29 protein-coding genes and 1 tRNA gene are annotated in these 25555 nt (G+C 68.2%); 10 read left to right on the top strand and 20 right to left on the bottom strand.

Going from position 1 to position 25555, the window contains the following annotated elements; translation table 11 throughout:
* Positions 1-2: 2 nt before the first annotated feature.
* On the top strand, positions 3-740 hold the full coding sequence (locus tag ACU0B3_RS13390; protein WP_446261357.1) for a DUF1194 domain-containing protein: 738 nt from the start codon (positions 3-5) through the stop codon (positions 738-740).
* Here the strand turns inward: ACU0B3_RS13390 and ACU0B3_RS13385 are convergent.
* The 8 genes from ACU0B3_RS13385 to ACU0B3_RS13350 all read right to left on the bottom strand — a co-directional run bounded on the left by ACU0B3_RS13385 (position 715) and on the right by ACU0B3_RS13350 (position 9183).
* Positions 715-2508, bottom strand: coding sequence for an ABC transporter transmembrane domain-containing protein (locus ACU0B3_RS13385; protein WP_446261356.1), 1794 nt, complete (start codon positions 2506-2508; stop codon positions 715-717). The two genes, ACU0B3_RS13390 and ACU0B3_RS13385, sit on opposite strands and share 26 nt — an antisense overlap.
* Positions 2509-2663: 155 nt before the next feature.
* Positions 2664-2737, bottom strand: a tRNA-Gly gene (locus tag ACU0B3_RS13380).
* Between the two features lie 460 nt (positions 2738-3197).
* Positions 3198-4229 (bottom strand): GGDEF domain-containing protein, encoded by a 1032-nt coding sequence (locus tag ACU0B3_RS13375; protein ID WP_446261355.1) that lies wholly within the window; start codon positions 4227-4229, stop codon positions 3198-3200.
* Complete coding sequence (locus ACU0B3_RS13370; RefSeq protein ID WP_446261354.1) at positions 4229-4810, bottom strand: heme NO-binding domain-containing protein; 582 nt, start codon at positions 4808-4810, stop codon at positions 4229-4231. Before ACU0B3_RS13370 ends, ACU0B3_RS13375 begins: the two co-directional genes overlap by 1 nt.
* Before the next feature lie 96 nt (positions 4811-4906).
* A complete protein-coding gene (locus ACU0B3_RS13365) occupies positions 4907-6334 on the bottom strand; it encodes an aldehyde dehydrogenase family protein (RefSeq protein WP_446261353.1) in 1428 nt (475 codons plus the stop codon).
* A gap of 185 nt (positions 6335-6519) precedes the next feature.
* Positions 6520-8097: a trimethylamine methyltransferase family protein gene (locus ACU0B3_RS13360; protein ID WP_446261352.1), complete on the bottom strand. Its 1578-nt coding sequence runs from the start codon at positions 8095-8097 to the stop codon at positions 6520-6522.
* Positions 8098-8185: 88 nt separating this feature from the next.
* Positions 8186-8914, bottom strand: a complete 729-nt coding sequence (locus ACU0B3_RS13355) for an HAD family hydrolase (protein WP_446261351.1) — start codon at positions 8912-8914, stop codon at positions 8186-8188.
* Positions 8905-9183 (bottom strand): DUF3572 domain-containing protein, encoded by a 279-nt coding sequence (locus ACU0B3_RS13350; RefSeq protein WP_446261350.1) that lies wholly within the window; start codon positions 9181-9183, stop codon positions 8905-8907. The genes ACU0B3_RS13355 and ACU0B3_RS13350 overlap by 10 nt, the downstream gene beginning before the upstream one ends.
* 105 nt (positions 9184-9288) lie before the next feature.
* Between ACU0B3_RS13350 and ACU0B3_RS13345 the strand changes: the two genes are divergently transcribed.
* Positions 9289-10671 carry a diguanylate cyclase gene (locus ACU0B3_RS13345; protein ID WP_446261349.1) on the top strand — a complete coding sequence of 461 codons (1383 nt, stop codon included), beginning with the start codon at positions 9289-9291 and terminating at the stop codon, positions 10669-10671.
* 24 nt (positions 10672-10695) lie between these two features.
* On the opposite strand, the gene ACU0B3_RS13340 is transcribed toward ACU0B3_RS13345, so the two are convergent.
* The 4 genes from ACU0B3_RS13340 to ACU0B3_RS13325 all read right to left on the bottom strand — a co-directional run bounded on the left by ACU0B3_RS13340 (position 10696) and on the right by ACU0B3_RS13325 (position 12742).
* Complete coding sequence (locus ACU0B3_RS13340) at positions 10696-11154, bottom strand: periplasmic heavy metal sensor (RefSeq protein ID WP_446261348.1); 459 nt, start codon at positions 11152-11154, stop codon at positions 10696-10698.
* On the bottom strand, positions 11154-11555 hold the full coding sequence (locus ACU0B3_RS13335) for a dihydroorotate dehydrogenase (RefSeq protein ID WP_446261347.1): 402 nt from the start codon (positions 11553-11555) through the stop codon (positions 11154-11156). The genes ACU0B3_RS13340 and ACU0B3_RS13335 overlap by 1 nt, the downstream gene beginning before the upstream one ends.
* Positions 11548-12141, bottom strand: a complete 594-nt coding sequence (locus ACU0B3_RS13330; protein ID WP_446261346.1) for an RNA polymerase sigma factor — start codon at positions 12139-12141, stop codon at positions 11548-11550. Before ACU0B3_RS13330 ends, ACU0B3_RS13335 begins: the two co-directional genes overlap by 8 nt.
* A gap of 64 nt (positions 12142-12205) precedes the next feature.
* Complete coding sequence (locus ACU0B3_RS13325) at positions 12206-12742, bottom strand: EF-hand domain-containing protein (RefSeq protein ID WP_446261345.1); 537 nt, start codon at positions 12740-12742, stop codon at positions 12206-12208.
* 191 nt (positions 12743-12933) lie between these two features.
* Here ACU0B3_RS13325 and ACU0B3_RS13320 point away from each other — a divergent pair, with 191 nt between their 5' ends.
* Together ACU0B3_RS13320 and ACU0B3_RS13315 are read left to right on the top strand one after the other, a co-directional pair.
* Entirely contained in the window at positions 12934-13326 is a 393-nt protein-coding gene (locus tag ACU0B3_RS13320) for a DUF983 domain-containing protein (RefSeq protein WP_446261344.1), read from the top strand.
* Positions 13323-14021, top strand: coding sequence for an NUDIX hydrolase (locus ACU0B3_RS13315; RefSeq protein ID WP_446261343.1), 699 nt, complete (start codon positions 13323-13325; stop codon positions 14019-14021). Before ACU0B3_RS13320 ends, ACU0B3_RS13315 begins: the two co-directional genes overlap by 4 nt.
* Positions 14022-14165: 144 nt before the next feature.
* On the opposite strand, the gene ACU0B3_RS13310 is transcribed toward ACU0B3_RS13315, so the two are convergent.
* The 6 genes from ACU0B3_RS13310 to modA form a co-directional block, all read right to left on the bottom strand.
* Positions 14166-15068: an EamA family transporter gene (locus tag ACU0B3_RS13310; RefSeq protein ID WP_446261342.1), complete on the bottom strand. Its 903-nt coding sequence runs from the start codon at positions 15066-15068 to the stop codon at positions 14166-14168.
* Positions 15069-15077: 9 nt separating this feature from the next.
* Positions 15078-15947 (bottom strand): fatty acid desaturase, encoded by an 870-nt coding sequence (locus ACU0B3_RS13305; protein ID WP_446261341.1) that lies wholly within the window; start codon positions 15945-15947, stop codon positions 15078-15080.
* 189 nt (positions 15948-16136) lie between these two features.
* Positions 16137-17177, bottom strand: a complete 1041-nt coding sequence (locus ACU0B3_RS13300; protein ID WP_446261340.1) for an aldo/keto reductase — start codon at positions 17175-17177, stop codon at positions 16137-16139.
* 5 nt (positions 17178-17182) lie between these two features.
* A complete protein-coding gene (gene modC / locus ACU0B3_RS13295; RefSeq protein WP_446261339.1) occupies positions 17183-18283 on the bottom strand; it encodes a molybdenum ABC transporter ATP-binding protein in 1101 nt (366 codons plus the stop codon).
* On the bottom strand, positions 18280-18960 hold the full coding sequence (gene modB / locus ACU0B3_RS13290; RefSeq protein ID WP_446261338.1) for a molybdate ABC transporter permease subunit: 681 nt from the start codon (positions 18958-18960) through the stop codon (positions 18280-18282). The genes modC and modB overlap by 4 nt, the downstream gene beginning before the upstream one ends.
* On the bottom strand, positions 18957-19727 hold the full coding sequence (gene modA / locus ACU0B3_RS13285; RefSeq protein ID WP_446261337.1) for a molybdate ABC transporter substrate-binding protein: 771 nt from the start codon (positions 19725-19727) through the stop codon (positions 18957-18959). The genes modB and modA overlap by 4 nt, the downstream gene beginning before the upstream one ends.
* Before the next feature lie 114 nt (positions 19728-19841).
* Here modA and ACU0B3_RS13280 point away from each other — a divergent pair, with 114 nt between their 5' ends.
* Complete coding sequence (locus tag ACU0B3_RS13280; RefSeq protein ID WP_446261336.1) at positions 19842-20489, top strand: ImuA family protein; 648 nt, start codon at positions 19842-19844, stop codon at positions 20487-20489.
* A 45-nt stretch (positions 20490-20534) separates the two neighbouring features.
* Here ACU0B3_RS13280 and ACU0B3_RS13275 read toward each other — a convergent pair whose 3' ends face one another.
* Positions 20535-20915, bottom strand: coding sequence for a DUF2147 domain-containing protein (locus ACU0B3_RS13275; RefSeq protein ID WP_446261335.1), 381 nt, complete (start codon positions 20913-20915; stop codon positions 20535-20537).
* 135 nt (positions 20916-21050) lie between these two features.
* On the opposite strand from ACU0B3_RS13275, the gene hisA reads away from it, so the two are divergent.
* The 5 genes from hisA (at position 21051) to ACU0B3_RS13250 (ending at position 24823) form a co-directional block, all read left to right on the top strand.
* A complete protein-coding gene (gene hisA, locus ACU0B3_RS13270) occupies positions 21051-21773 on the top strand; it encodes a 1-(5-phosphoribosyl)-5-[(5-phosphoribosylamino)methylideneamino]imidazole-4-carboxamide isomerase (RefSeq protein ID WP_446261334.1) in 723 nt (240 codons plus the stop codon).
* Between the two features lie 149 nt (positions 21774-21922).
* Entirely contained in the window at positions 21923-23290 is a 1368-nt protein-coding gene (locus ACU0B3_RS13265) for a Hint domain-containing protein (protein WP_446261333.1), read from the top strand.
* A 34-nt stretch (positions 23291-23324) separates the two neighbouring features.
* Positions 23325-23699: a hypothetical protein gene (locus tag ACU0B3_RS13260; protein WP_446261332.1), complete on the top strand. Its 375-nt coding sequence runs from the start codon at positions 23325-23327 to the stop codon at positions 23697-23699.
* A 48-nt stretch (positions 23700-23747) separates the two neighbouring features.
* Positions 23748-24512, top strand: a complete 765-nt coding sequence (gene hisF / locus ACU0B3_RS13255; RefSeq protein ID WP_446261331.1) for an imidazole glycerol phosphate synthase subunit HisF — start codon at positions 23748-23750, stop codon at positions 24510-24512.
* Positions 24509-24823, top strand: coding sequence for a phosphoribosyl-ATP diphosphatase (locus ACU0B3_RS13250; protein ID WP_446261330.1), 315 nt, complete (start codon positions 24509-24511; stop codon positions 24821-24823). Before hisF ends, ACU0B3_RS13250 begins: the two co-directional genes overlap by 4 nt.
* 123 nt (positions 24824-24946) lie before the next feature.
* Here the strand turns inward: ACU0B3_RS13250 and ACU0B3_RS13245 are convergent, their stop codons facing one another.
* Positions 24947-25417: a CoA-binding protein gene (locus tag ACU0B3_RS13245; protein WP_446261329.1), complete on the bottom strand. Its 471-nt coding sequence runs from the start codon at positions 25415-25417 to the stop codon at positions 24947-24949.
* Positions 25418-25555: the final 138 nt, after the last annotated feature.

The following is a 25555-nucleotide window of genomic DNA, read 5'->3' as shown; positions in this document are numbered from 1 at the left end:
TGATGCTGCGCGCGCTGGCGCTGACGCTGTGCGCGCTAGCCGGGGCGGTTGAGGCCGCGCCGTGCCGGCAAGCATTGGCGCTGGGGCTCGATGTGTCGGGCAGCGTTGACGCGCGCGAGTACCGCCTTCAGCTGGACGGCCTCGCCGCCGCGCTTTTGTCGCCGCGGGTGGTGGAAGCCGTGACGCTTGGCCCGGTGGCAGAGCTGCGGGTGATGGTGTTCGAGTGGTCCGGTCCCGAGGCGCAGCGCGTGGTGCTGCCCTGGCGCGCTGTGCGGAGCGAGGCGGACCTTGCCTCCCTTTCGGCGCAGCTGCGTTCTGTCACGCGGGTGCCGATGGACGAATCCACCGCCATCGGGTCCGCCCTCCGGTTTGCGCAGGCCGCATTGGCCGAGCAGTCGGCGTGCTGGCAGCTGACGCTGGACCTCTCCGGCGATGGCCTGTCCAACACCGGTCCCCATCCGCGCGACGTCACGCGGGCAGGGCTTGGGCGGATCACGGTCAACGGGCTGGTGATCGGTCAGGACGATGCGCCCGCCGGGGACATCCGCCAGACTGGCCTTGCCGAGCTCAGCGCCTACTACCGCGCCTACGTCCTGCACGGGCCGGACCCGTTTGTGGAGACCGCACTGGGGTTCGAGGATTACGCCCGCGCGATGGAGGCCAAGTTGCTGCGCGAGCTGTCGACCCTGGCTGTTGGGGCGGTAGACACGGGCCTTATTCCGCGGCCAGACCTGCGGTGAACTGGAGCCGCGCAAGCCGCGCGTAGAGCCCACCTTCGGCCACCAGCGCGTCGTGCGTGCCTTGGGCGACGATGCGCCCCTCCTCCATCACCACGATGCGGTCGGCCTGTTTCACGGTCGCGAGGCGGTGCGCCACCACCAGCGTCGTACGCCCTTCGGCCAGCCGCGTCACGGCGTCCTGCACCGCGCGCTCGCTTTCGGCATCGAGCGCGGAGGTCGCCTCGTCGAGCAGCAGCACCGGCGCGTCGCGCAGGATGGCGCGGGCGATGGCGATGCGCTGTTTTTGCCCGCCCGAGAGCATCACGCCCCGCTCGCCCACATAGGTGTCGAACCCCTCGGGCAGCGCGCTGATGAAGTCATGCGCGGCTGCCGCGCGGGCGGCCTCCTCGACCTCGGCATCGGTGGCCTCGGGACGCCCGAACCGGATGTTTTCGCGCGCCGAGGCGGCAAAGATCACCGGGTCCTGGCTGACCAGCGCCAGCGACTGGCGATACGCCTCGCGCGGCATCGCCGTCAGATCGGTCCCGTCGAGCGTGATCCGCCCGGCGTCGGGGTCATAGAACCGCAAGATCAGCTGGATGATCGTCGTCTTGCCCGCGCCCGACGGGCCGACAAAGGCCACCGTCTCGCCGGGTGCGATCTGCAGGCTCACCCCGTCAAGAGCGGCAGTCTGGGGGCGGGCGGGGTAGCGGAATGTGACATTTTCAAAGGCGATGGCGCCCTCGGCGCGGGCCTCGATCACGGGCGATGCCGCCGGGTCCGAGACGCTGTCCTCGGCCTGTAGCAGTTCTACCAGTCGCTCTGTAGCGCCGGCGGCGCGTTGCAGCTCGGACCAGATCTCCGACAGCGCCGCGACCGAGCCCGCGACCATTACGGCGTAGATCACGAATTGCACCAGCTCGCCTTGCGTCATGGCGTCTGCGCGCACGTCGCGGGCGCCGATCCAGAGCGTGCCGACGACGCCGGCAAAGACGAGGAAGATGACGATGGCCGTCATGATCGCGCGGGTCGTCACCCGGCGGTAGGCGGCGCTCAGCGCCTTTTCGGTCACATCGCCAAAGGCGTTGCGGCTGAGCGTTTCGTGGGTGAACGCCTGCACGGTCTGCACGGCGCCCAGCGCTTCGGAGGCGTTGGCGGAGCTCGCGGCGATCCAGTCCTGGTTCTCGCGGCTGAGCTTGCGCACGCGCCGCCCGAGCGTGAGGATCGGCACGACGACGGCGGGCACGATCAAGAGGACAAGCCCGGTGAGCTTGGGCGAGGTGTAGAGCATCAGCGCCAGCCCACCCATGAAGATCAAAAGGTTGCGCAGCGCGATCGACACCGACGAGCCGATCACCGACAGGATCAGCGTGGTGTCGGTGGTGATCCGCGACAGGACTTCCCCGGTCAGCAGCTTTTCGTAAAAGGCCGGCGACATGCCAATGACGCGGTCAAAGACGGCTCGGCGGATGTCGGCCACCACGCGCTCTCCGAGGCGGGTGACGAGCGCGTAGCGCAGCGCGGTGCCCAGCGCGAGGAGCGCCGCGATGCCCATGGCCGCACTGAAATACCGGTCGAGAAGCGCGCCATCCGCGACGCCAAAGTTGTCGACCACGCGCCGCACCGCGATGGGCAGCACGAGCGAGACGGCCGCAGTCAGAACCAGCGCGCCGACGGCGGCGAGGAGCAGCTTGCGGTAGGGCAGGATAAACGGCCAAAGCGCGCGCAACGCCTTGAGGTCGCTCGATTTGGCGCGGTCTTCCTGCACGTGTGGGGCGGCGTCGGCCATGGTCTCTCCCGAATGGTCTTTTGCTTTAAGACCCGGGGCCGCAAGCCGTCAAGCAGGCTTGACAGGGCGCGGAGGTCCGTGAGGTCGCACCTCGTGCGGTGTTGCGTGTGGGGGAGATGCCGGGGCTTCGATCTCGCACCGGCGCGAGCAGATCGTGGAGCGGGTAGCGGGAATCGAACCCGCACCTTAAGCTTGGAAGGCTCTTATGATACCATTTCACCATACCCGCGCAGCGCTGATCTAGCACCAGCCACCCGCGACGTTCAAGCCGGTTTCATGCGAAGGGTTGGGGCCGGTTGGGACAGCGTATTCGGCTAGACGTCTAGCCTTTTTCGAGGCGGCGCCGCCCAAGGACCAACTCTTGCTTATAGCTACTTTGAGCGGGCCAACCTTCGGGCGACGACCGACAGCGTCCTTTCACCACTAAGAACATCAACCATAAATCACTTACGTTCGGACGGATGAGCACGCGCCGGCCCGAGGGGTGGCGCATCGCGCCGCCCGTTTTGCCAGAGGCAAACCTTTGGTTTGACGGGGGCGGGTCATGCCGGAGGCATGCCTTCGGCATGACGCGGCCTGACGGTTCCCGTCAGGCGGGAGCTTTGATTGAAGCCAATTTGAATTGGGTTTATGAACTAATGCTAAAGCGCGCGGTCACAAACTCTGTCTCGAGTCTGACTGCATAGGCCTCACGCGCCACGCGGCTCCCAAAACGTCGCCCGGGCGCGGCCGGCGCGTTTGGAGGCGTAGAGCGCTGTGTCGACGCCGGAGATCAGTACATCGACGCTTCGGTCCGCGACGTCGGTGCTGCGCAGGATCCCGACGCTGGTGGAGATTTCCGCGGTCCCCGGCATGCCCTCGAGCGGGATCGGCGCGGTGATGGCGTCGATCAGACGCTGCGCAATGTCCGCGAGGCGCGCGCGGTCCAGAAGGCCGGGGAAGATCAGCATGAACTCGTCCCCGCCGACGCGCGCGACGATGTCGTCGCTGCGCGTCTCGCCCTTCATAATCTGCGCCACATGGGTCAGGACCTGATCGCCGGCGGCGTGGCCGTGGGTGTCGTTGACCTGCTTGAAGTAGTCGAGGTCGAGCTGCATCAGGCTGAACGGGTGGTCCATGTCCAGAAGCCGCGCAAGGTGCGTGTCAAAGGCACGCCGGTTGGCAAGGCCCGTGAGCGGGTCGGTCTGGGCCTGCTGCTCGACGCGGGACATCGCCTCCTTGAGGCGGAGGTTCAGCTGCCGCGTCTCTTCCATGGCGGCCGATTTTGCCTCGACCAGGTAGAGGAGCTCGATCGTCAGGTCGGTGGGCGCAAAGTCACGGCTGGTCAGGTCGAAATCCCGAACCCCGTCGAGGATCGAAATCCCGAACGACAGATCCATCAGGACGCCGCCGCCCTCGGGGTCAGGCGCCAGGACTGCCTTGAGACGGGTGTGCGGCGGCGCGCGCAGCTTGAGATGCAGCTTTTCCGCGACATGGGCGTAAAGCCCGGTCACGGCAGGCGCACCGCGCGGGCGCTCGATCTCGAACAGCGCGTCGAAGGCCGCGCCGGGGGCAAAGGGCGTTTCGCCCGCAAGCGCGCACAGCACCTTGGAGATCGTGGGACCGGCGTGCCGGATCACACCGCTGGCATCGAGGCGCAGGTGCATCGGGCAAAGCACATCGCGGGCAGCATCCGGCGCTGCGGCGCGGGCCGTGGCTGGACTATGTGTCGGAGCGGTCATCACGAGGCCACCAGGTGAAACCGGCGCCCTTCGGCAAAACGGCTTTCGATCAGGCGGACCTCGATGGTCTCGGTCTCGCCGCTGCGCCCGGCGTGTTCGAGGAACACCAGCGCGCCATAGTCGTCCGCCATCGCGCGCAGCATGCCGACGCAGATGTGACCGAACCCGGCAAGCGGGCTGGTCACCTCGAGCCGGAATTCGTTGGGGCGCAGCTCCCAAAGCTCGAGCCGCGGCAGCTCGAGATCCGGCAGCGCCAGCCGGGCGCGGTCCGGCAGATCGTCGAGGGAGTTGAGAAACTCCGCAAACGTCTCCCCTCCGAAGCGCAAAAGGCGGCGCAGGGCTTGCGTGTTGGGATGTGACACGAGGTAGGTCCCCATGTCCTCCAGCACCTCGGCGCGCGGTTTGCGCAGCACCTGCGCCATCGCGCCGAGCACTGCGGGCGTCACGTCGTCGTCATAGCTCAGCATCGCCTCGAACCCGTCGAGGCCGGTGCCGCTCAGCCGCATCACGCGTGTCCAGGTGTCCGCGCCATAGGCGTCGGTACAAAACCCCTGCAGGGCCTTGTTCATCAATCCATGCATCTCACTTCCCCTCGACGCGGACCATCGCGCAAAGGATTTAACGAAACGCGAACATCTAAAATGCGCCGAAAAGGTTTGTGCGGAGCGGGCGTCTGGTCAGCGCGCGCCACTGACGGATTTCACCGTCTGAAAGGCGCGGATTCCCCAGAGACCGGCCTCGCGGCCGTAGCCCGAGGCGCCGCGTCCGCCGAAGGGGGCTCCGGCAACTCGGCTTTGTCCGTTCACCTGGACCATGCCGACTTCGAGCGCTTCGGCGACGCGGGCTGCGCGCGCGGGATCGCCTGTTTGCACGTAGCCTGCGAGGCCGTAAGGCCCGTGGTTGGCAAGCGCGATGGCGTCGGCTTCAGTCTCGAACGGCGTGATCGACAGCACCGGGCCAAAAGCTTCGGTGGTGAAAAGCGCCATGTCTGGCGTGACGTCCGCAAAGACCGTGGGGCGGGGGAAGAAGCCGCCTTGCATGTGCCCTGACACGCCGCCGGTGACCAACCGTGCCCCTTCGGCGATGGACTGCGCGATGAGCGCGTCGACCCGCGCCAGCTGTGCGCGGCTGACGAGCGGGCCAAAGTGGTCGCCGGGCTGGCCAGGGTCGGCAAAGACCGCCTGTTCGGCCTGCGCCTTGGCGAGCTGGATGACTTCGGCGTAGGTGCCGCGCTGCACCAGCATGCGCGAGGCGGCGTTGCAGGACTGGCCCGAGTTTCGAAAGCAGTGCGCGACGCCTTGAGTTACTGCGAGCGCTACGTCGCAATCGTCAAAGAGCAGGTTGGGCGATTTGCCGCCCAGCTCCATCACCGCCGGTTTGAGGTCCTGCCCCGCCCGCGCCGCGATCTTGCGTCCGACCCCGGTCGAGCCGGTGAAGGAGATGACGTCGACGTCCGCCTCCACCAGCGCCTGCCCGGTCAGCCCGTCGCCCATCACGATCTGCACCTGGCCCGCGAGGCCGGCGGCGTCGATGATCTGCGCCAGGATAGAGGTGCTGAGCGGCGCCAGTTCCGAAGGTTTCAAGAGCACCGCGCAGCCCGCGCCAAGCGCGCCGCCGAGCTTGAGCGCGACCTGGTTGAGGGGCCAGTTCCAGGGGGTGATGAGCGCGGCAACGCCCAGCGGCTCGTGCCGCGTCCAGTGGCCCGGCGCGGCCTCGGTGCGGTCCGGGGCATTCGTCAGGGCGTCGCGGGTGGCCTCCAGGTGGCCGAGGGCGGCGGTCACCTGTTTGTCGCGGGCAAAGTCGATGGGCGAACCCATCTCGGCGCTGATGGCCTGGGCGAAGTCCTCTCGGCGCGCGGTGATCCCGGTGATCAAAGCGTCAAGTGCGGCGAGGCGCGTGGGGATGTCGTCCTTGAGCGGGCTTGAAGCGGAGGCCGTGCGGGCTTTCTCCACTGCCGCGGCGATGTCGCTTGCGTCTGCGCAAGGGACTGCGCCCGCCGGGGTTCCGGTGGCTGGCGCTTCACGCGCGGCCGAGCGCACGTGGTCCCAACGCTCGGGCCCGGGCCAGAGCGAGGCGGCGTCAGGGCGCGGCAGGCGGGTGGTCATGGCGGTGGGCCTTCAGCTCGTGTCGCGCCATAGGCCCGGCGCGCGGGTGCAGTGTCAAGAGCGGCACGTGGAAGGTGGGCAGGATCGCGGCGAGACGGAACCCGCACGCTTGCGGCACTGCCCACCTTACCTGAACGCTGCGCAATCCTTGGCGGCCTTGCGCTCACATGGAGCCGATCCCGCGCTCAGAAGTCCGTCGGCGCCCCGCCCTCGGCCTTGCGGCGCTCAACATAGGCACCGAGCTCCTCCCGCCGCGCCTCGTCCATGGCTGGAGGCTCGAAACTGTGCACGATCTCCTTGTAGACCCGGTGCGCACGCTCGGCCGTCCAGACTCCACCCGCGACCTCCCACGCCTCGAAGTTCTTCCAGTCCGACAGGAACGGCTGGTAAAACGCGGTCGTGTAACGGTCCTGCGTGTGCTGGATGCCAAAGAAGTGCCCGTCGTGCCCAACTTCGGCGATCGCATCCAGCGCCAGCGCATCGTCATCCGTCGCTGTCAGGCTTGGGTCGAGGTAACGCTGGATGTGCTGGAGCACTTCGCAATCCATGATGAACTTTTCAGGGCTCGCGATCAGACCGCCCTCGAGCCAGCCCGCCGCGTGATAGACCATGTTGGTGCCCGACTGGACCGCCGACCAGAGGGAGTTCGACGTCTCCCACATCGCCTGCCCGTCCGGCACGTTGGCGGCGCACACGCCCGAGGCGCGCATGGGCAAGCCGTAGAACCGCGCCATCTGGCCGGTGATCTGCGTGGCGCGCATGTACTCGGGTGTGCCAAACGCAGGCGCGCCGGACTTCATATCCACGTTCGAGGTGAACGTGCCGATCGCGCAGGCGCAGCCCGGCGCGACGTACTGGAAAAGGGCGATTGCGCAGAGCGATTCCGCCAGCGACTGCGCCACGGCGCCCGCCAGCGTCACCGGCGCCATCGCTCCCGCGAGCGTGAAAGGCGTGACCACCACCGCTTGCCCCCGCCGGATGCAGCGCAGGCACCCGTCGATCATCGGCTCGTCGTGCTTGAGCGGCGAGGTCGAGTTGATGTTGGTGTACATGTAGGGCGTAGCCTGGAACTCCTCCTCGGTGAGGCCGTTCGCGATCTTGACCATCTCCATGACGTCTTCCACGCGCTCCTTGCCGAGCGAGTAGGCGTGCATGACCTTGTCCGTCAGCGTCAGCTTGTCATAGAGCACATCGAGGTGACGCACGGAGGCATGGATGTCCACCGGCTCCACCGGGTAGCCGCCCGCAAAGTGGATGCAGTTGAAATACTGCGTCAGCTTGAGCAGGTCCTGGCACTGCTTGCGCGTGCCGGAGACCTTCTTGCCGATTTCGAGGTCAAAGTAATTCGGCGGCGAGGACACGTTCCCGAAGGCGATATGATTGCCACCGATCGTCAGCTTGCGGTCCGGGTTGCGCGGGGTGAGCGTAAAGGTGCTCGGCGCCTTGCCGATCATCTCCATCACGAACTCACGGCCGAGGTAGACGATGTTCCCGTCGATCCTGGCGCCTGCCTTGCGGAAAATCTCAAGCGCTTCCTCGTTGAGGAAAACCACACCGGTCTCTTCGAGAATACGCATCGCCGCGTCGTGCACGCGCGCCACGCCATCTTCGCTGAGCGGCTCGACGGGCGGGTCGATCAGCACCGGCTGCTTCCAGGGCATCTGCTCGATGACCGCCGTCCCCCGGCGCGCGGCATTGCCGGCACGGCCGCCTCCCCTGCTGCGGCGGCGGGGCGCTGTGTTCGGTGCGGTGATGGCGTCCATGGCAGGTCCTCCTCGGTCGTCCCTACCTCGCGCAGTCCCGCACCGCGACGCGCCATCAAAATCGACACATCGTGTCGCTTTTTGCAAATCAGGCGCCGGAACCGGCCCCGAACCCTTCTAGGCTCAGCGCCGCAGGCAACTCCGCCACTGAGCCAAGGACGACGTCTGCCCACGGCGCCAGCACCTCGGCGGGGGCCGTCCCGGTCAGGACCGCGATGGTGCGTGTGCCTGCCGCGCGCCCGGCCTCGAGATCGTGCACCGAATCGCCGACCATCGCGCAGCGCGCTGGCGACACATTCAGTCGCGACGCCGCTGCCAGGACCGGGCCGGAGTCCGGCTTGCCGCCATGCCCGCTATCGCTGCCAATGACCACATCGAGGTGATCCAGAACGCCCAGCGCCGTCAGATGCGCGCGCGCGGAGACCTCTGCGTCGTTGGTCATCACACCCAGCCTCAGCCCTGCCCCGCCGAGCGCGTCAAAGAGCGGCACAAGCGGCATCAACGGCACAACCTGCGCTTCGGCTCCCTCTTCGGCGATCCGCCGCTCGAGCGCATCCGGATCGAGACGCGGCACTACGGCACTGGCGAGCTCCGCAAGCTCCCGATTGGTCCCGGCAATCGCGGGCGAGGTGTCTTCAAACCGCCGCGCCGCAAGGTCGAGCTGCCAGACGCGGCTCAGCGCTTCCGCCTCTGCCGCGTTCTCGGCAAGCGAGGCCACAAGATCCGCCGCAAACCCGCCCCAGGTTCCTTGCAGATCCAGAAGCGTGCCGTCCTTGTCAAAGATCAGCCCGCCAAGGGCCCACCCGGTCAGGTCCAATGCACCTCACCTCCGCCCGGCAGCGCCATGCGCGCCTGCATCGGAGCCTCGTAGGCATGCCCGCCCGCATCGCAAAAGGCGACCACCCAGGCGTCGTCCATCAGCAGAAAGTCCAGCACGGACGCCAGAAACGCCGGATCGCCCGCCTGCGCGCGCACATCCGCAACCGACGCGCCCGTCGTGCCCAGAAACACCGGCAGCAAATCGTCGTTCTGCGCCAGCCATCCAAGGGCCTCCAGCGCCAGTGTCTCGGCAGCCTCCTGACGCATCGCGCGGCTCCTTTTGCAAAGTCTAAAGGGTTTCTTAACCCTTCCGCGCGCATGGTTGTCAAAACACGAACGTCAAAACAAGAACGGTGTCGAGGCGAGCAGAGCATGCCTGTGAAAATAGTGATGGCCGACCCGGTGCCGACAAACCGGATTGTCTGGAAGGTCCGCCTGAGCGCGGCCTTTTACCAGGTCGTGCAAGCGGCCACCGCGGACGAGGTGGTTGCCGCCACCGCCGATGCCAGCGCCGACCTCGTGCTGCTGGGACCGGGGTTCGACCTCGGCGCCTGCACCGAGGTGATCAAACGCCTTGCATCGGACGGGCGGGACGTGCCGATCGCCACCCTTCGTCCCGACTGCGCAACCTCTGACCGCACCGCGCTCCTGCGCGCGGGCGCTGGCGACGTGCTTGGCCACGGCATTTCGACCGACCACATCCTCGCCCGGCTCCGCGCACTCCTGCGCGCCGCGCAAGCAGACCGGGAGCTGTCGCTGCGGGACGGCACGTGCCGCGCGCTCGGCCTTGGGGATTTTGCTCCGCAGAGCGCACGCCCGGCCAGGATCGCCCTCGCCGGTGAGGACACGCTCGCCGTCGCCCGGCTTGCAAGCACGCTGAAACCCGCGATGCCTTCGGCGCTCTTTGAAACGGACCTGCGTACTTGCCTTCTGGCCGACACCGGTCAGGGCGCACCCGAGGCGTTTGTCGTGCTGCTGGCGCCCGGGCGGCTGGACGAGGGGCTTGGCCTCATCTCCAACATCCGCGCCCGGCCCGCCTCGCGCGGCGCGGCGATCCTGGCGCTCGCCCCACAGAGCCTCCTTGACGCGGCCTGCCGTGCGCTCGACCACGGCGCCAACGACCTCATCCCTGTCGAAGTCGAAACCGCCGAACTCGAGCTGCGCCTGAGCCGCCTCATCGCGCGCAAGCGTGTCGCCGACCGACTGCGCCATACCGTCGAAAGCGGGCTCAATGCCGCCGTCACCGACCCGCTCACCGGGCTCTTCAACCGCCGCTACGCGCTGCCGCACCTGCAACGCATGGCCGCGCGCGACGCCGCCGGCGGACAGGGTTTTGCGCTGATGATCCTCGATCTCGACCACTTCAAGGCGATCAACGACCGCCACGGCCACGCCGCCGGCGACGCCGTCCTCAAGGAAACCGCGCGGCGGCTGACTGAAAACCTGCGCGCGCAGGACCTCGTGGCGCGCATCGGCGGGGAAGAATTCCTGATCGCCATGCCCGACACTGGCGCCACCGCCGCCCGCGCCGCGGCCCGGCGCCTCTGCCGTCAAATCTCCGACCAACCCTTTGTCCTGCCCGGCGCGTCCACCGGCCTATCGGTCACGGCGAGCATCGGCGTCAGCCTCGGCACCCACGCCGCGCGCGGCGCACCCAGCGGCATCGACACGCTCCTCGCCGAAGCCGACCGCGCGCTTTACGGAGCCAAGGCCCACGGCCGCAACCAAATCCATCTGTCGCGCGACGCTGCCTGACGCTGCCTCACCGCGCGACCTAGCTCAGGGCTTAAGCCGCTTGTCCAGATGCGCTTCGAGCCGGTCGGCATACGCCGCCCTTGCCTCCGCAGGAAGCCCCGAAAGATAGGCGACAAGCGCCGCCCGCCCCGCCTGATGCGACGGCCGGGACCGCTCCAGATGCGCCTCGATGTGCTCCGCAAACGCGCCCGCATCAAAGGGATCGGCCCTGAGGAGCGCAAGACTCTCGGCAAAGGCCACGCGCCGGTCGGCACCATCCGCCCTGTCCCGCCGCTGCACCCGCGCCTCCTGCGCCAGCGCCTTGCGCGCCTCCGGCGGCAGCGCGGCGATATACGGCATCCGCATCGCACCGTCCGCCGACCTCGGGCCATGACGGCCCTGCAAGAGCACGCCGGCCACAAGCCCCACGACAACCAAATTGAACGCCAAAGACAGCGCCAACACCACCCGCATCCAGCGCGGCGCTCTGGACTTATCGGACATCACGTCCCCCCTTCGCTGGCATCGAGCGCAAAGAATTCCACTTCCGGCTCGGCCAAAAGCGAGAGGCTGGCAACATCGCCCAGCGCAAGCACCTGCAGCGGTGCATCGAGCGCCGCAGGCTGCGCCCATCCGATCCAAAGCCCGCCCAGCCCCGCAGTGACGAGCCCCGCCGCAGCCGGCCAGCCGCCAACTGCATCGAGCACCTGCCGCCACCAAGGCGCTTGCGCGACCTCGATTTCCGGCGGCCCCGCAAGCGGCTGCGCTGCGTAGGCGTCCTCCAGCACACGCGCCAGGAGGTCTGGCGATGCAGGCTCTTCGGCCTCTCGACGCTCTGCGAACAGGTCGTCGAGCCAGTTTGCTTCCGGCGCGGGCTTATCGGCCTTGGTACGGCGGTCAGTCATCGTCAAACCCCAGTTCTGCGCGCTGGCCGGAGAGGGCCCCTGCCAGGGCACGTTTGCCGCGCGCGGTCAGACTTTCGACCGCCTCCACGGAGATGTCCATGATCTCGGCAATTGCCGGATTGGCGAGGCCCTCGAGGTGGCGCAGCACCACGGCCTGCCGCTGCCTGTCGGGCAGCGCCTGCAGCGCCGCATCCAAGGCCGCAAACCGCGCCGCCTGCTGCATCTGACCTTCGGCGCCCGGCGCCGGGTCGCGCGGTTCCGCGACCGCGTCCAGCGGGACGGGCCGCGCCGTCCGGCGCTGCCGCAGCCGGTCGATGCAGAGGTTCGACGCCACCCGGTAGATCCAGGTGGACAGCTGCGCGCCGCCGCTCTCCCACCGCGGCGCAGCGCGCCAGAGCCGCAGCATCGCCTCTTGTGCCACGTCCTCGGCCTCCGCCCGGGTGCCCAGCATCCGCTGCGCAAGGCCCAGCACACGCGGCGTATGGCGCAGTGTCAGAACACGCGCCGCGCTGCGATCCCCCGCGGCAAAGGCGGCGATCAGGGCGTCGTCGTCGAGCGCGTCCTCGGTGTCGAGCGGCATGGCCATGGCTCCGGCGTAGCGGCTTTGCGGGCGCGCGGCAAACCTGCCCCGCGCCCGCAGTGCCTGGCGTTTACCCGCGGTCCGCGCGCGGGCCTTTGTGGCGGGGACCGCCGTCCCGGCGCGCCTTCATCTTGTCGAGGGCAGCGCTGTACTCGGCCTCTGACAAAGCGCCGCTGCCGTCGGTATCGGCCCGGCTCAGCAGACGTTCGGCGCGGTCTCCACCGCGTCTGTCCGATCCGCCACGCTCTGCAAGTTCGGCAAGGCTCAGCGCCCCGTCCCCATCGGCGTCGAGCCGCTCGATCATGCGGGCGGCGTGCCGGGCGCTGCGCACGGCGGCGCGCTTGTCCGCGGCAGCGGCGAGCTCTTCGGCAGAGACCGCACCGTTGCCATCAGTGTCAATCGCCGCAAACCGAGCCGCCCACCGCGCCGCGCCAAAGGCCTCCAGCTCCGCCGCGGTGACCGAGCCGTCCGCATCGGCGTCCAGCTCTTCAAAGGCCGGCGCAACCTGAGCACGCGGCTCTTTGGCCGCCAGATCGCCCGCCGCCAAGGTCAGCGACGCGCCACCCAGAAGGGCAATCGCCAGATAGTGTGTCCCGAATTTCGTCATGGTCTTTCCTCATCCTCAAAATGCCGCGCCGTGTCTCGGCGGGGTCTGCAGGGTTTCACGGGAGCGCCTGGGCATTCCGTCGGGGGTCAGGCGCATTTTCTCGAAACCGTGCCGGCGAAAGTTTGCGACATCGGGCCGCAAAGCGCCGGAACCCGCTTTCAATCACTGCGTCGACAGGCGTATGACGGGCCATGTGCAGTGAACATGCAGAGCCCGAAGGCCAGTCCCGCAAGGCACGATCCGCCATATGGCGCGGGTGGCGCAGGAAATGCCCGAAATGCGGAAGCGGCCCGGTCATGGAGGGCTACCTGACAATCCGCAAACGCTGCCCCGTCTGTCACGAGGACCTCAGCCACCACCGCGCCGACGACGGCCCGGCCTTTCTGACGATCCTGCTTGTCGGGCACCTGATGGCGCCTTTCCTGCATGTGGTGTTCTTCCGCTTCCAGCCAGAGCCGCTTGTGCTTTTTTCGATCTTTGCGGTCGGGTGCGTGGCCCTGTCGCTTTACCTGTTGCCTCGGCTCAAGGGCGCCATCGTGGGTTACCAGTGGGCGCGCCGGATGCACGGGTTCGGCGCCGCATGAGCGCGCCTGCCACGATCCGCAATGCGGCGACGGTGATCGTGCTGCGCGACCGCAAGACCGCCCCCAAAGTGCTGATGGGTCAGCGCGGCGCCAAAGCGGCCTTCATGCCGAACAAGTTTGTCTTTCCCGGTGGGGCGGTCGATGCGGCGGATGCGGATGTGCAATTGACGGCGCCTCTGAACGCGCCTTGCGCCGCGCGGCTGGCCGAAGATGCCGCGACGGACATGGGCGCGCAGCTTGCCGCCGCGGCGATCCGCGAACTCTTTGAGGAGACCGGGCTGGTGCTCGGCACGCCCGCCTCGTGGGAGGGTCCCTGTCCTGCCTCCTGGGAGGGCTTTGCCGCCACGGGTCACCGCCCCTCGGGCGCGCCGCTGACGTTTGTCTTTCGCGCGCTCACGCCGCCAGGCCGGCCGCGCCGGTTCGATGCGCGGTTCTTTCTGGTCGATGCCGAGGACCTTGCGTCGGACCCCGACGATTTCAGCCGGGCCGAGGACGAGCTCTCGCATCTGCAGTGGATCGCGCTGCCGGATGTGCGCAACTTCGATCTGCCGTTCATCACCGAGGTCGTGCTGGCCGAGATCTCGGGGCTTGCCGCCAGCGACGGCCCGCCGCCCTCGGTGCCGTACTTTCGGAATGATGACGAAGAGAGCCTGTTTTTGCGGCTTAAGGGCCGTGCGCCCAGTCTGCAGGACTGACGGAGCTGGCGGCCTTAGACGTTATACCCATCGCTCAATTCAAAGCACCCGCCTGACGGGCACCGTCAGGCCGCGCCGACCCGCCCCCCCTGGGGCGGCGCGTGCTCGACCGATGCGATTGCATCAAGCTATCCGCCACCGCCGTCAGAGGATCAGCACCAGCGCCAGGATGCTCGCGGTCAACAGTGCGATGCCGGCGAGCTCGCGCCGTGTGACCGTCTCGCGAAACACAAGCACGGAGGCGGCGAGCGAGAAGAGCAGCTCCACCTGGCCGAGCGCGTTCACATACGCCGCCGTCTGCAGCGTGTAGGCGGTGAACCAGCACAGCGATCCGGCCATCGAGGTCAGCCCCACCCACAGCGCCACGCGCCGCGCGGCGATCACGCGGGTGATCTGGCCCGGCTCGCGCAGCCGCAGCCACAGCGTCATCAGCCCGGTCTGCAGCGCCGTCACCGCCGCCAGCGTCACCGCCGCGCGCAGGATGGCGCTGTCGGTCATCACCTCGAGCGAGGCGGCGCGGTAGCTGTTAGCAGAAATCCCGAAGAGAAACCCCGACAAAAGTCCCAGCAGCATCGCCTTTGACGTGAGCCGGTCCCGCCAGCTGAGATCATCGCGCGGCGGATCGGAGAGCAGCAGCACCCCGGCAAACCCCAGCAGGATCGCGCCGAGACCGGCAGCGCTCACGCCCTCGCCGAGGATCACGAGGCCGAGAAAGGCGGCTTGCAGCACTTCGGTCTTTTTCAGCGTGATGCCTACGGCAAAGTTGCGCGACTGAAAGATCAGGACGACGCAGACCGTCGCAGCGATCTGTGCCACGCCGCCTGCCACGCCGTAGACCCAGAACGCGCCGCCCAGTTGAGGCAGGGACGTCCCGGAAGACCAAAGCCACAGCGCCAGCCCCGTCGCCACGAAGGGCGCCGAGTAGACGAAGCGCGCAAAGGTCGCCCCACCCGCCGAGAGCGCCGCCGACGCGAGGTGCTTTTGCAGCATAAACCGCAACGTCTGAAAGAAGGCAGCCGCGACGGTCGCGACGATCCAAAGGTCCATGACGGCCTTTTAGGCCCCGTCCCCCGGCGCGCGCCAGTGCGGATGCGGCACGTCATCCTTGGCCCGGAACAGGTGCTTGCCGAAAATCTCGGCATAAGACGCGTAGCGGTATCCGGCGTTGCGCCCCAGATACCGCGCCGAGTTTGCCGCATAAAGCTGCGGCAGCGTCTGCCAGGGCGCCGCGGGGTGCATGTGGTGCACGATGTGAAAGTTGTTGTTCAGAAAGAGGAGCGCGAGCAGGCCCCGATCCTCGATCACGACAGTGCGTCCGCCAACGTGGTCGTGTGCCTGGTGCTCGAGGAACGTGCGGATTTTCAGCACCGCCATCGCCCCATAACAGGCCAGCAGATACGCCCAGAGCGGCAGCGCGCTGAACGCCGCAAGCCACCACAGCACCAGCGCCACCGCCGGCACGTGCAAGAGCCAGCCCAGCGCCGCGCGCATGTCGCCGCGCAGGATCGCGCGCGCGTCACTGGCCATAAAGCTCAGCTGCCCCAGCACCGGCCCGATCAGCATCCGCCCGGCCAGCGTGTTGTTCACCCGCATCACCAGACGCAAGACGCCCGGCATCCGGTCCCAGACCGCGGGGTCAAGGTAGTTGGATTCCGGGTCGTCATAGGGGTCGGTCAGCACAGCGTCCCGGTGATGCGCCAGGTGCTGATCGCGGAACCTGAGGTAAGGCACGAAGAGCCCAAGCGCCGGGAACACAAGCGCCGCGTTGATCCATGGCCGGTCCGTCGGGTGTCCGTGCAGGGCTTCGTGGCTGAGGGAAGAATGCAGCGTGAGCGCCAGCACCAGAACGGGGATCGCCGCCCAAAGAGGCAGCCAGATCGTCGCCAGGACCCATGTCCCATAACATAGCATCAGCAGCGCCATCATCGGCCAATTGGCCGCAAGGCGCTGCGTTCCAGCCTGTGAGCCGGGCATTCCGTGACCTCGTCTGCGGTTTCGATGCGTCCCTGCGCGCGAGCGCACTGCGCCGCGTCACACTTTTATGACATAACCACAAACGGGCGCATCGGGCGAGCTTTTTCCGTCCTTGCCCGCCACAACCGAGGACATCTTTGCCTAATACGGCATCGGATGCGCCTGATGCGCGGCGTTGATCTCGTCATAGACCTCGTCAGACAAAGCCACGTCGCCCGACGCGAGGATCCGCGGCAGCTGCTCGAGCGTCGTCGCGCCAAAGATCGCCGACATCATGAACGGACGGTCCATCGCAAAGGCCATCGCCAGATGCACCGGGTCAATCCCGTGCCGCTCGGCGATGTCGAGATAGGCGCCCGCCGCCTCGAACGCGCGCTCCGTCTTGCGGCCACCCAGCGCACCCGTGATCGACATCCGCGAGCCCTCGGGCACCGCGCCGTTCTGGTACTTGCCCGTCAAAAGCCCCGCCGCCAGCGGCGAGAACGCAAAACAGCCCACGTCCTCGTACATGCTCAGCTCGTTGAGGTCCGTGTCGTAGAGCCGGCAGAGCAGCGAGTACTCGTTCTGGACAGAAACGACACGCGGGCCGGCCTCTTCCTCGGCTAGTCGCAGCCACTGCGCCGTCCCCCACGCGCTCTCGTTCGAGAGGCCGAACGCGCGGATGCGGCCCCGGTCGACCTCCTTTTGCAACGCGCCAAGGCAGTCGGCCATGTCCTGACGCACTTTGGCCGCCTCGCCCTCGGGGCTGTACGTCCAGTTCTGCCGGAACATGTAGCTGCCGCGGTTGGGCCAGTGAAACTGGTAGAGGTCGATGTAATCCGTCTGCAGCCGCTCGAGCGCACCGTCGATTGTGCCCGGAATGCTCTTCGCGCTGATCGCCGCGCCATCCCGGATGTGCTTGAGCCCGTTGCCCGAATGCTTGGTCGCGATCATCACGTCCTTGCGGCGTCCGGTCTTGGCCGCCCATGTGCCGATGATCCGCTCGCTGTCGCCCTGCGTGCTCGGACCCATCGGGTTGACCGGGTACATCTCGGCCGTGTCGAGAAAGTCGACGCCATGCGCGAGGCACATGTCGATCTGCGCGTGCGCGTCGTCCTCGGGCGTCTGCGTGCCAAAGGTCATCGTCCCGAGGCACATCTTGGGAACGGTCAGGCCCGTGCGGCCCATCGGATTGCGGTGCATGTCGGTCAGTCTCCAGCTTTGGCGAGCGGCGCGGCGCCGATGGCGCCCGGCGCCACGGCCACGGTTTTCAGGATCGCAAAGACCTCAGTCCCGGGGGCAAGGTCAAGGGCGCGCGCCGAGCGCCGCGTGATCCGCGCCAACAGCCGCGAGGGCCCGAGCGCCAGCTGCACCATCACGCCCGGCCCCCGCCCCTCCTCGATGCCGGTGACGGTTGCAGGCACGATGTTGAGCGCCGAAAGCCCCTCGGGCCGGGTGCGCGCAAGCATCACGTCGGTCGCCGGCACACGCAGCCGCAGCGGCGAGCCCTCGGGCGCCTCGACCTCCGGCACGAGCAGCGTCGCGGCGGGCAGCGCAATCTCCGACAGCCCGTCCCCCGCATGGCGCTTTGCAAGCGTCCCAGGCAGGACCGCGCCCGCGTTCTGCACCCCGAGGTGCGGCACCAGCGCCGGATCGGACAAAAGATCGGTCGCCGGCCCGGAGGCCACGACCGTGCCGCCCTCGAGCAGCACGAGCGTGTCGGCCAGCCGCGCCACCTCCGCGATGTCGTGCGAAACATAGAGGATCGGCACGCCCGCCTCCGCCCGCAACGCCTCGAGAAACGGGAGGACCTTGGCCTTGCGCGCCGCATCGAGGGAGGCTAGCGGCTCGTCCATCAAAAGCGCCCGCGGCTGGCACGCCAGCGCCCGGGCGATGGCCACGCGCTGCGCCTCCCCGCCCGACAGCGTCGCGGGGCGGCGGTCCATCAGCGGGCCAAGTCCCAGCATCTCCTCGATCCGGCTTAAGCGCTCCGGCGGCAATCCCGACGCGCCATAGGCGATGTTACGCGCCACGCTCATATGCGGAAAAAGCCGCGCCTCCTGAAAGACGACGCCAAGCTGGCGGCAGTGGCGTGCCACGCGCACGCCCACACCGTCGAGCCTCTCACCCGCTACGGTGATTTCCGCCGCGTCCGGCTCAAAGAGCCCGGCAACCGCGCGGATCACACTCGACTTGCCCGCGCCCGACCGACCAAAAAGCGCCGTGACCCCCGCGGAACTTGCAAAGCTGATGTCGAGCGCGGCGCCCCCCGCAAAGCGGTGTTTCAGCACGACGTCGAACCCGCTCATCGCGCCGTCTTCCGCGTGAGCAGTTCGGAGGCGACGACCGCGCCCAGCGACAGGATCAGCGCCACGACCACCAGCCTCAACGCCGCCGCGTCCCCGCCCGGCACTTGCAAGAACGCGTAGATCGCCGAGGGCACCGTGCGCGTCTCGCCGGGGATGTTCGCGACAAAGGTGATCGTCGCGCCGAACTCGCCCAGCGCCTTGGCAAAGGCCATCACGGCGCCGGCGACGAGGCCCGTGCGGGCGAGCGGCAGCGTGACCGTCAGAAAAACGCGCAAGCGCGAGGCGCCGAGCGTGGCGGCGGCCTCTTCAAGCCTGGGATCCACCGCTTCAAAGGCGAGCCGGATCGGGCGCACCATGAGAGGCAGCGACATGACCGACGCAGCCAGCACCGCCCCCGTCCAGCGAAAGGCCAGCGGCAGACCAAGCGTCTCGAGCAAGGCCCCGAGCGGCGCGGCCGGGCTGAAGGTCAGCAGCAGCAGGTAGCCCGTGACCACCGGAGGCAGGACCAACGGGATGTGGACCGCCGCGCTGAGCATGGCATGACCGCGAAACTGTCCGCGTGCGAGGAGCCAGCCAAGCCAGACGCCAACCGGTAGCGTCAGGAGCGTCGCCCAGAACGCGACCTTGAGCGACAGTCGCACGGCCTCCCACTCCGCCGGTCCAAGCCAGCCCGTCACGGCGCGCCGAACCCAAGCTCTTGCAACGCGTCCTGCGCTGGCGCCGTCGCCAGAAACGCGACAAAGGCGCCCGCCGCATCGCTCTGATCCCCACGCAGCACGGGCGCCGCGTGGTACGTGATTGGCGCGTGGCTCTGCACAGGAATGTCCGCCACCTTTCGGACACGCGGCTCGGCACGCAGGTCAGTGGCGTAGACGATCCCCAGCGGCGCCGCACCCAGCGCGACCAGCGCAAGCGCTGCGCGCACGCTGTCGGTGCCCGCGATACGGTCCTCCAACAAAGGCCATAGGCCGAGCGAGATCAACGCCTCGCGCGCGTAGGTCCCTGCCGGCACGGCATCCGGCAGGCCCATTGCCATCCGGCCTGAGCCAAGGCGGTCTGTCAGGTCCGCCGAAGTCAACGCCAACGGCTCGGCAGCCGCCGCAGGCGCAATGACCACGAGGCTGTTGCGGGCGAACACGCGGTCCGAACCTTCGGCCACCACGCCCTGCGAGACGCTCCAGTCCATCCACGCGGCGTCCGCCGACAGGAACACCTCCGCCGGCGCGCCTGCCGCGATCTGGCGCGCAAGCGTCGCTGTACCCGCGTGCACCGCGCGCAACTCCTGCCCCGTCTCAGCCCGCCAGAGAGGCGCGAGCGCGGCCACAGCCTCGCCCAGCGACGCCGCCGCGTAGACGTCGAGCGGCGTGTCAGACGCCGCAAGCCCCCCAGGCGCCGCACCAAGCGCCCAGAGCACACAAATCAGACGTCTCAGCCACATGCGCATGGCGGCAGAGTGTCCGAGCTTTCAGCCCTCTGCAACCGTCGCACATTCCAAAACAAATGTTGAGAACAAAATACGAACATGGTTAAGTCAGGCACCCAGCCAGAGGTGTTTGACATGCAGCTGACCCGCACGCCCTCCGAGCGCAGCACGCGCAAGACCGCCGCCGAGACGGTGGCCCTGACGCCGGACGTGCAGCTGGCGCGTGGGCGCACGCACGAGGTCTGCGGTCTGGCGCGGCGCAGCTTCGCGGTCTGGCTGGCGGCGCGGATGCAGGGACCGGTGTTCTGGATCAGCCCTGCCTGGGAGCAGGCGAGCCTCAACCCGGCGGGGCTTTGCACCTTTGCCGAGCCGGGGCGGTTCACGTTTCTGGCGCCGAACCGGGCGGAGGACGTGCTCTGGACGATGGAGGAAAGCCTGCGCGCGGGTGCGGTGCCGCTGGTGGTGGCCGAGCTGACGGGCCTGCCCTCGCTCACAGCCGTGCGGCGGCTGCATCTGGCGGCCGAGCAAGGCGGCGCGGCAGGGCTGGGTGCGGCGCCGATGGGCCTGCTTCTGACGCCCGATCAGGGCGGCGCGCCGGGGGTCGAGAGCCGCTGGCACATGGCACCCGCGCACGAGCCCCCGCGCCAGCCGCCCTTTGGCACCGACCTGCCCGGACGCTGGCGCCTGTCGCGGCTGCGCGCCCGCACCGCGCCCGAGGCGCATTGGTGGATCACCGGCCTGCCCGGGCCAGCCGAGATCGCGCGCGTCGCCGCCGCAGCGTGACGGTATGTAAGGTGGGCACATGCCCACCCTACGCCCGCTCAGAGGTCAGTTGACGCGCGACCAGGTCTGCTTCTTGCAGATCGGCCCGACGCAGCCGGAGACCTTGAGCGTGTTGCCCGACAGGGACATCTTGGAGCGGTAGACCTTGTCGGTCGAGGGCTGCCAGATCTTGCCCGACTTGTAGCTGCCGCCGCCTTGCGCAACCATGTCCCAGACCAGGTTCTTGCCTTTGTTCTCGGTCGCAAACTCGCCCGAACTGTTGAACGCCTTGGCGATCTTGCCGCAGATCTTCCCGCCGCAGCTGTACATCTGCACATGCGCGTAATTGCCGTCGTCGACTTGCGTCTTCCAGGTGCCCAGCACCGGATCGGCGGCAGCTCCGCCTGCCACAAGCGCCAGCGCGGCGGCTGCGATGAAGTGTTTCATAATGTCCTCCCTTGAGTGGTGCTGCGACGGTGCGCCACGCCCCCGGGCCAGATCAAGCCTGACGTGGCGTTGCATTGCATCGCGCCCCCGCCCGTGGCAGGAGCCTGCCGACGCCGACCACCAGGGATGCCCGCCATGATCCTCTACCCCGCCATCGACCTCAAGGATGGCGCCGCCGTACGCCTCGTGCATGGCGAGATGGAGAGCGCCACCGTCTTCAACGACAACCCCGCAGCGCAGGCTGAGGCATTTGTCGCGGCGGGCTGCCAGTGGCTGCATCTGGTGGACCTCAACGGCGCCTTTGCCGGGGAGCCGGTCAACGCCGCCGCGGTCGAGGCGATCCTCAAGGCGTGTGACGTGCCGGCGCAGCTCGGCGGCGGCATCCGCGACATGGCCACGATCGAGCGCTGGCTCGACAAAGGGCTGGCCCGCGTCATCCTCGGCACTGTCGCGGTCGAAAACCCCGCACTGGTGCGCGAGGCCGCCAAAGCCTTCCCCGGTCACGTCGCCGTCGGCATCGACGCCCGTCACGGCAAGGTCGCAACGAAAGGCTGGGCGGAGGAGACGGAGGTCGACGCCACGGACCTCGCCCGCTCCTTCGAGGACGCAGGCGTCGCGGCCATCATCTACACCGACATCACCCGGGACGGCGCCATGAAAGGCCCGAACGTGCCCGCGACCGCGGCCCTCGCGCAGGCCGTCTCGATCCCCGTGATCGCCAGCGGCGGCGTGTCCTCCATCGACGACCTCATCGCGCTACGCGACTGCGGCGCCGCCCTCAACGGCGCGATCTCCGGCCGGGCGCTTTACGACGGTGCGATCGACTTGCGCGAAGCGCTGGCCGCCCTCGCCGCCTAACCACTATACTCCTTATGCGTGCATGCAGGCCACACATGCGCGCTACACACCCGACCTTTGCCAATTTCCGCCCCATTCACAGGTTAACGCAAGGTTAACGGGACAGAAGACCCGGATACAAAAATCCGGGGCGCGGGACAGGCGCAGGTATGGGTATTGGTGAGGCAGGCAGTCTGACGCGCGCAGCGTTCGACGACGGGGAGGTGATCCGCGTCACGTTCGACGTGCCCATCGCCGACCCCGTCATCATCCTCACCAGCACCAACTCGGGCGGCAACGAGTTCGCCCTGACCGTCCTCTCCAAAGACATCTTCGGCTTCGAGTTCATGCTCGACGAGTGGGAGGACGAGGACGGCGACCACCTCGCGGTCGAGACGATCAACTGGCTCGCCGTCGACGCCGGCGTGCACCTTTTGCCCGACGGGCGCCTCCTCGAGGCCGGCCACACCACCGCCACGGACGCCACCTCGTCGGTCAAGCTCACCGCAGAGTTCGACGCCCCGCCCGTCGTGCTCACCAACGTGATGAGCTACAACGAGGCGGACACTGTCGACAGCGATCCGTTCAACATCACCAAGTCCGGCTTTGACCTCGCCCTGCAGGAGGGCGCTTGGTCCGACGGCACACACGCGCCCGAGACCGTCGGCTACATCGCCGTCGCCGCGGGCGTGCAGACCGACGGCCACTCCGGCTCGGCGATCCACGGCGGCACGCTCACAACCGGCGACACGACCTACGACCTCGGCGCCGACTTCAAGGACAAGGTGGTGCTGGCCGAAACCCAGTCGATGAACGAGACCGACGCCGGCACCGTCATCATCCGCGGCCCCGAGAGCCCCAGCACCATCTCGCTCAGCTTTGACGAGAACTCGGGCGCCGGCTCCACCGCCCACGCGGACGAGACTGTCGGCATCGTCGCCTTTGAACACGGACGCATCGCCTGCTTTACGCCCGGCACACGCATCCGCACGATCCGCGGCCCTGTCGAGGTCACCGAGCTGGTACCCGGCGACCTGATCTGGACGCAGGACGGCGGCCACCAGCCCCTCCGCTGGATCGCGCGCACGCACCTGCCCGAACAGCGCCTCGAGGCCGCACCCGAGCTCGCCCCCATTCGCATCCGTGCACACGCCTTCGGCCCGGGCCTCCCGGCGCGCGACATGCAGGTCTCACCGCAACACCGGATGCTGCTCACCGGGTGGAAGGCGCAGCTCTACTTCGGCCAGGCGGAGGTCCTCGCTCCTGCCAAGGCGCTCTGCAACGACCACAGCATCACGCCCGCGGCACCCGCGCCCACGGACTACCTGCACCTGCTCTTCGACCGCCACCACGTGATCGAGGCGGGCGGCTGCCTGACCGAAAGCCTGCACGCCGGCGAGCTTGCCAAGACCGAGCTTGACCCCGCCGCGCGCCACGAGCTCTTCACGCTCTTTCCAGCCCTCCGCCAATACGAGCGCAGCTACGGCCCCACAGCCCGCCCCTGCCTGACCGTGCAAGAGACCACCCGCCTCCTCTAGCGCCCCCGGCCCGCATCGCGTTACACGGACGCTGATGCTGACCTTCACCGCCTCCCTCGCCACATGGCTCGCCCTCGGCCTGCCGCCCGCCTGCGCCGTGCTTGCCTTTGCCCACGCGCGCGAGGCGCACCTGCGCCCGGCCCGCCTGCGCATCGGCTTCTGGAGTTGCCTCGCCGTGCTCATCATGACCGGCGCCTTCCTCGGGATGGAGGCAGCCGGCCAGACGCTCGCCGCTGACGGCTGCTCCGCCGGGGCAGACGGCCCCGTCTGCGCCACGATCCGCTCGGAGACCGCGCAAATCCTCGCCGACATCTTCGGACGGCTCGCCGCCTATCTGCCGCTCGTCGCGCTGCTCACAGCCGCCATCGGCGCCGCCGCGCTGATCCGCGCCCTGCGCGCCCGCACGTAGACGCCGCCGTCGCGCCGCGCTACACGGCAGGCAAAGGAGACGCGACATATGCTCAAGACCCGGATCATCCCCTGCCTCGACGTGGCAGAAGGCCGCGTGGTCAAGGGCGTGAACTTCGTCGACCTGATCGACGCCGGCGACCCGGTCGACGCCGCCCGCGCCTATGACGCCGCCGGCGCAGACGAGATCTGTTTCCTCGACATCACCGCCACCCACGAGAACCGCGGCACGATGTTCGACGTGGTCCGCCGCACCGCAGAGGAATGCTACATCCCGCTCACCGTCGGCGGCGGCGTGCGCTCCGCAGATGACGTGCGGCAACTCCTGCTCGCCGGCGCGGACAAGGTCTCCATCAACTCCGCCGCCGTGCGCGACCCGGACGTCGTGGCGCGCGCCGCGGACCAGTTCGGCTCGCAATGCATCGTCGTGGCCATCGACGCCAAGACCGTCGTGCCCGGCAAATGGGAGATCTTCACCCACGGCGGGCGCAAGGCGACCGGCATCGACGCCGTCGCCTTCGCCGAAACCGTCGCCGCCAAGGGCGCCGGCGAAATCCTCCTCACCTCCATGGACCGCGACGGCACACGCGACGGGTTCAACATCGGTCTCACACGCGCTGTCTCGGACGCGGTCGACGTGCCGGTGATCGCCTCCGGCGGCGTCGGCACGCTTGACCACCTCGTCGAGGGCGTCCGGGACGGCGGCGCGTCTGCCGTGCTCGCCGCTTCCATCTTCCACTTCGGAACGTTTACCATCGGCGAGGCCAAGGCTCACATGGCCGCCGCCGGCCTGCCCGTGAGGCTGGCCGCATGAGCGCGCTCAAGGACCTCGACGCCACCATCGCCGCTCGCATCGGCGCCGACCCCTCGAGCAGCTGGACCGCCAAGCTCCTCGCCCAAGGCCCCGAAAAATGCGCCGAAAAGTTCGGCGAAGAGGCCGTCGAGGCCATCATCGAAGCCGTCAAGAACGACAAGGACGGCCTCACCAGCGAAGCCGCCGACGTGCTCTACCACCTTCTCGTGATGCTCCACGCCCGCGGCCTCAGCCTTGCAGACGTCGAGGCCGAACTCACCCGCCGCGCAGGAACCTCCGGCCTCACCGAAAAAGCCAACCGTCCAAAATAGCGCACCGGTCCTTAGCTTCTCTGGTTCCAAAATACCTCGGGGGCCGTCCGAGTGGCGCCATCGGTACAAGCCCGATGGACGGCGGCAGAGCCCCAAGAAACGTAAGGTGGGCAGATGCCCACCCTACGGCAGCTTCGAAGAAATCACCCCAGTGTTGAACCCACCCATCCGCAACTCTCCAAAGAGCCGCTGGTACTCGATCTTGGGACAGCGGTCCTGGATCACATCACAGCCCCGCGCCTCGGCCAGCCGCGCCGCCTCCGCGTGCCGCACCCCGATCTGCATCCAGACGGTCCGCAAGGACGGCAGCACCTCGAGCGCCTCCTCGACCACCGGCAACACGTGCTCGGAGCGGCGAAAGATGTCGACCATGTCGACCTCCGCGTCGATCTCGGCAAGGCTGCCGTAAACGACCTCGCCAAAGAACGGCTTGCCTGCATGACCGGGGTTGACCGGCAGCACGCGGTAGCCTTTCAGCGACAGGTACCGCGCGACGTAGTACGACGGCCGCACCGGGTTCATCGACGCGCCGACAACCGCGATCACCTTGGTGCGGGTCAGGATGGCCTTCAGCTGCGAGTCGGTGTGCGTCATGCCCGCACCTTGCCGCCACCAAGGCGGACGCGAAACAAAAAAACGCCCGGGACGGACCCGGGCGCAAGGTACGGAACGAGGGACAGAGTCGCATCAAGGCAGACGGTTCCGTCGTCTGCGCGACCCTTCGAACATGGA

The organism is Pseudaestuariivita sp. (assembly GCF_052825805.1).
This window is presented reverse-complemented; position numbering and strand designations above follow the sequence as displayed.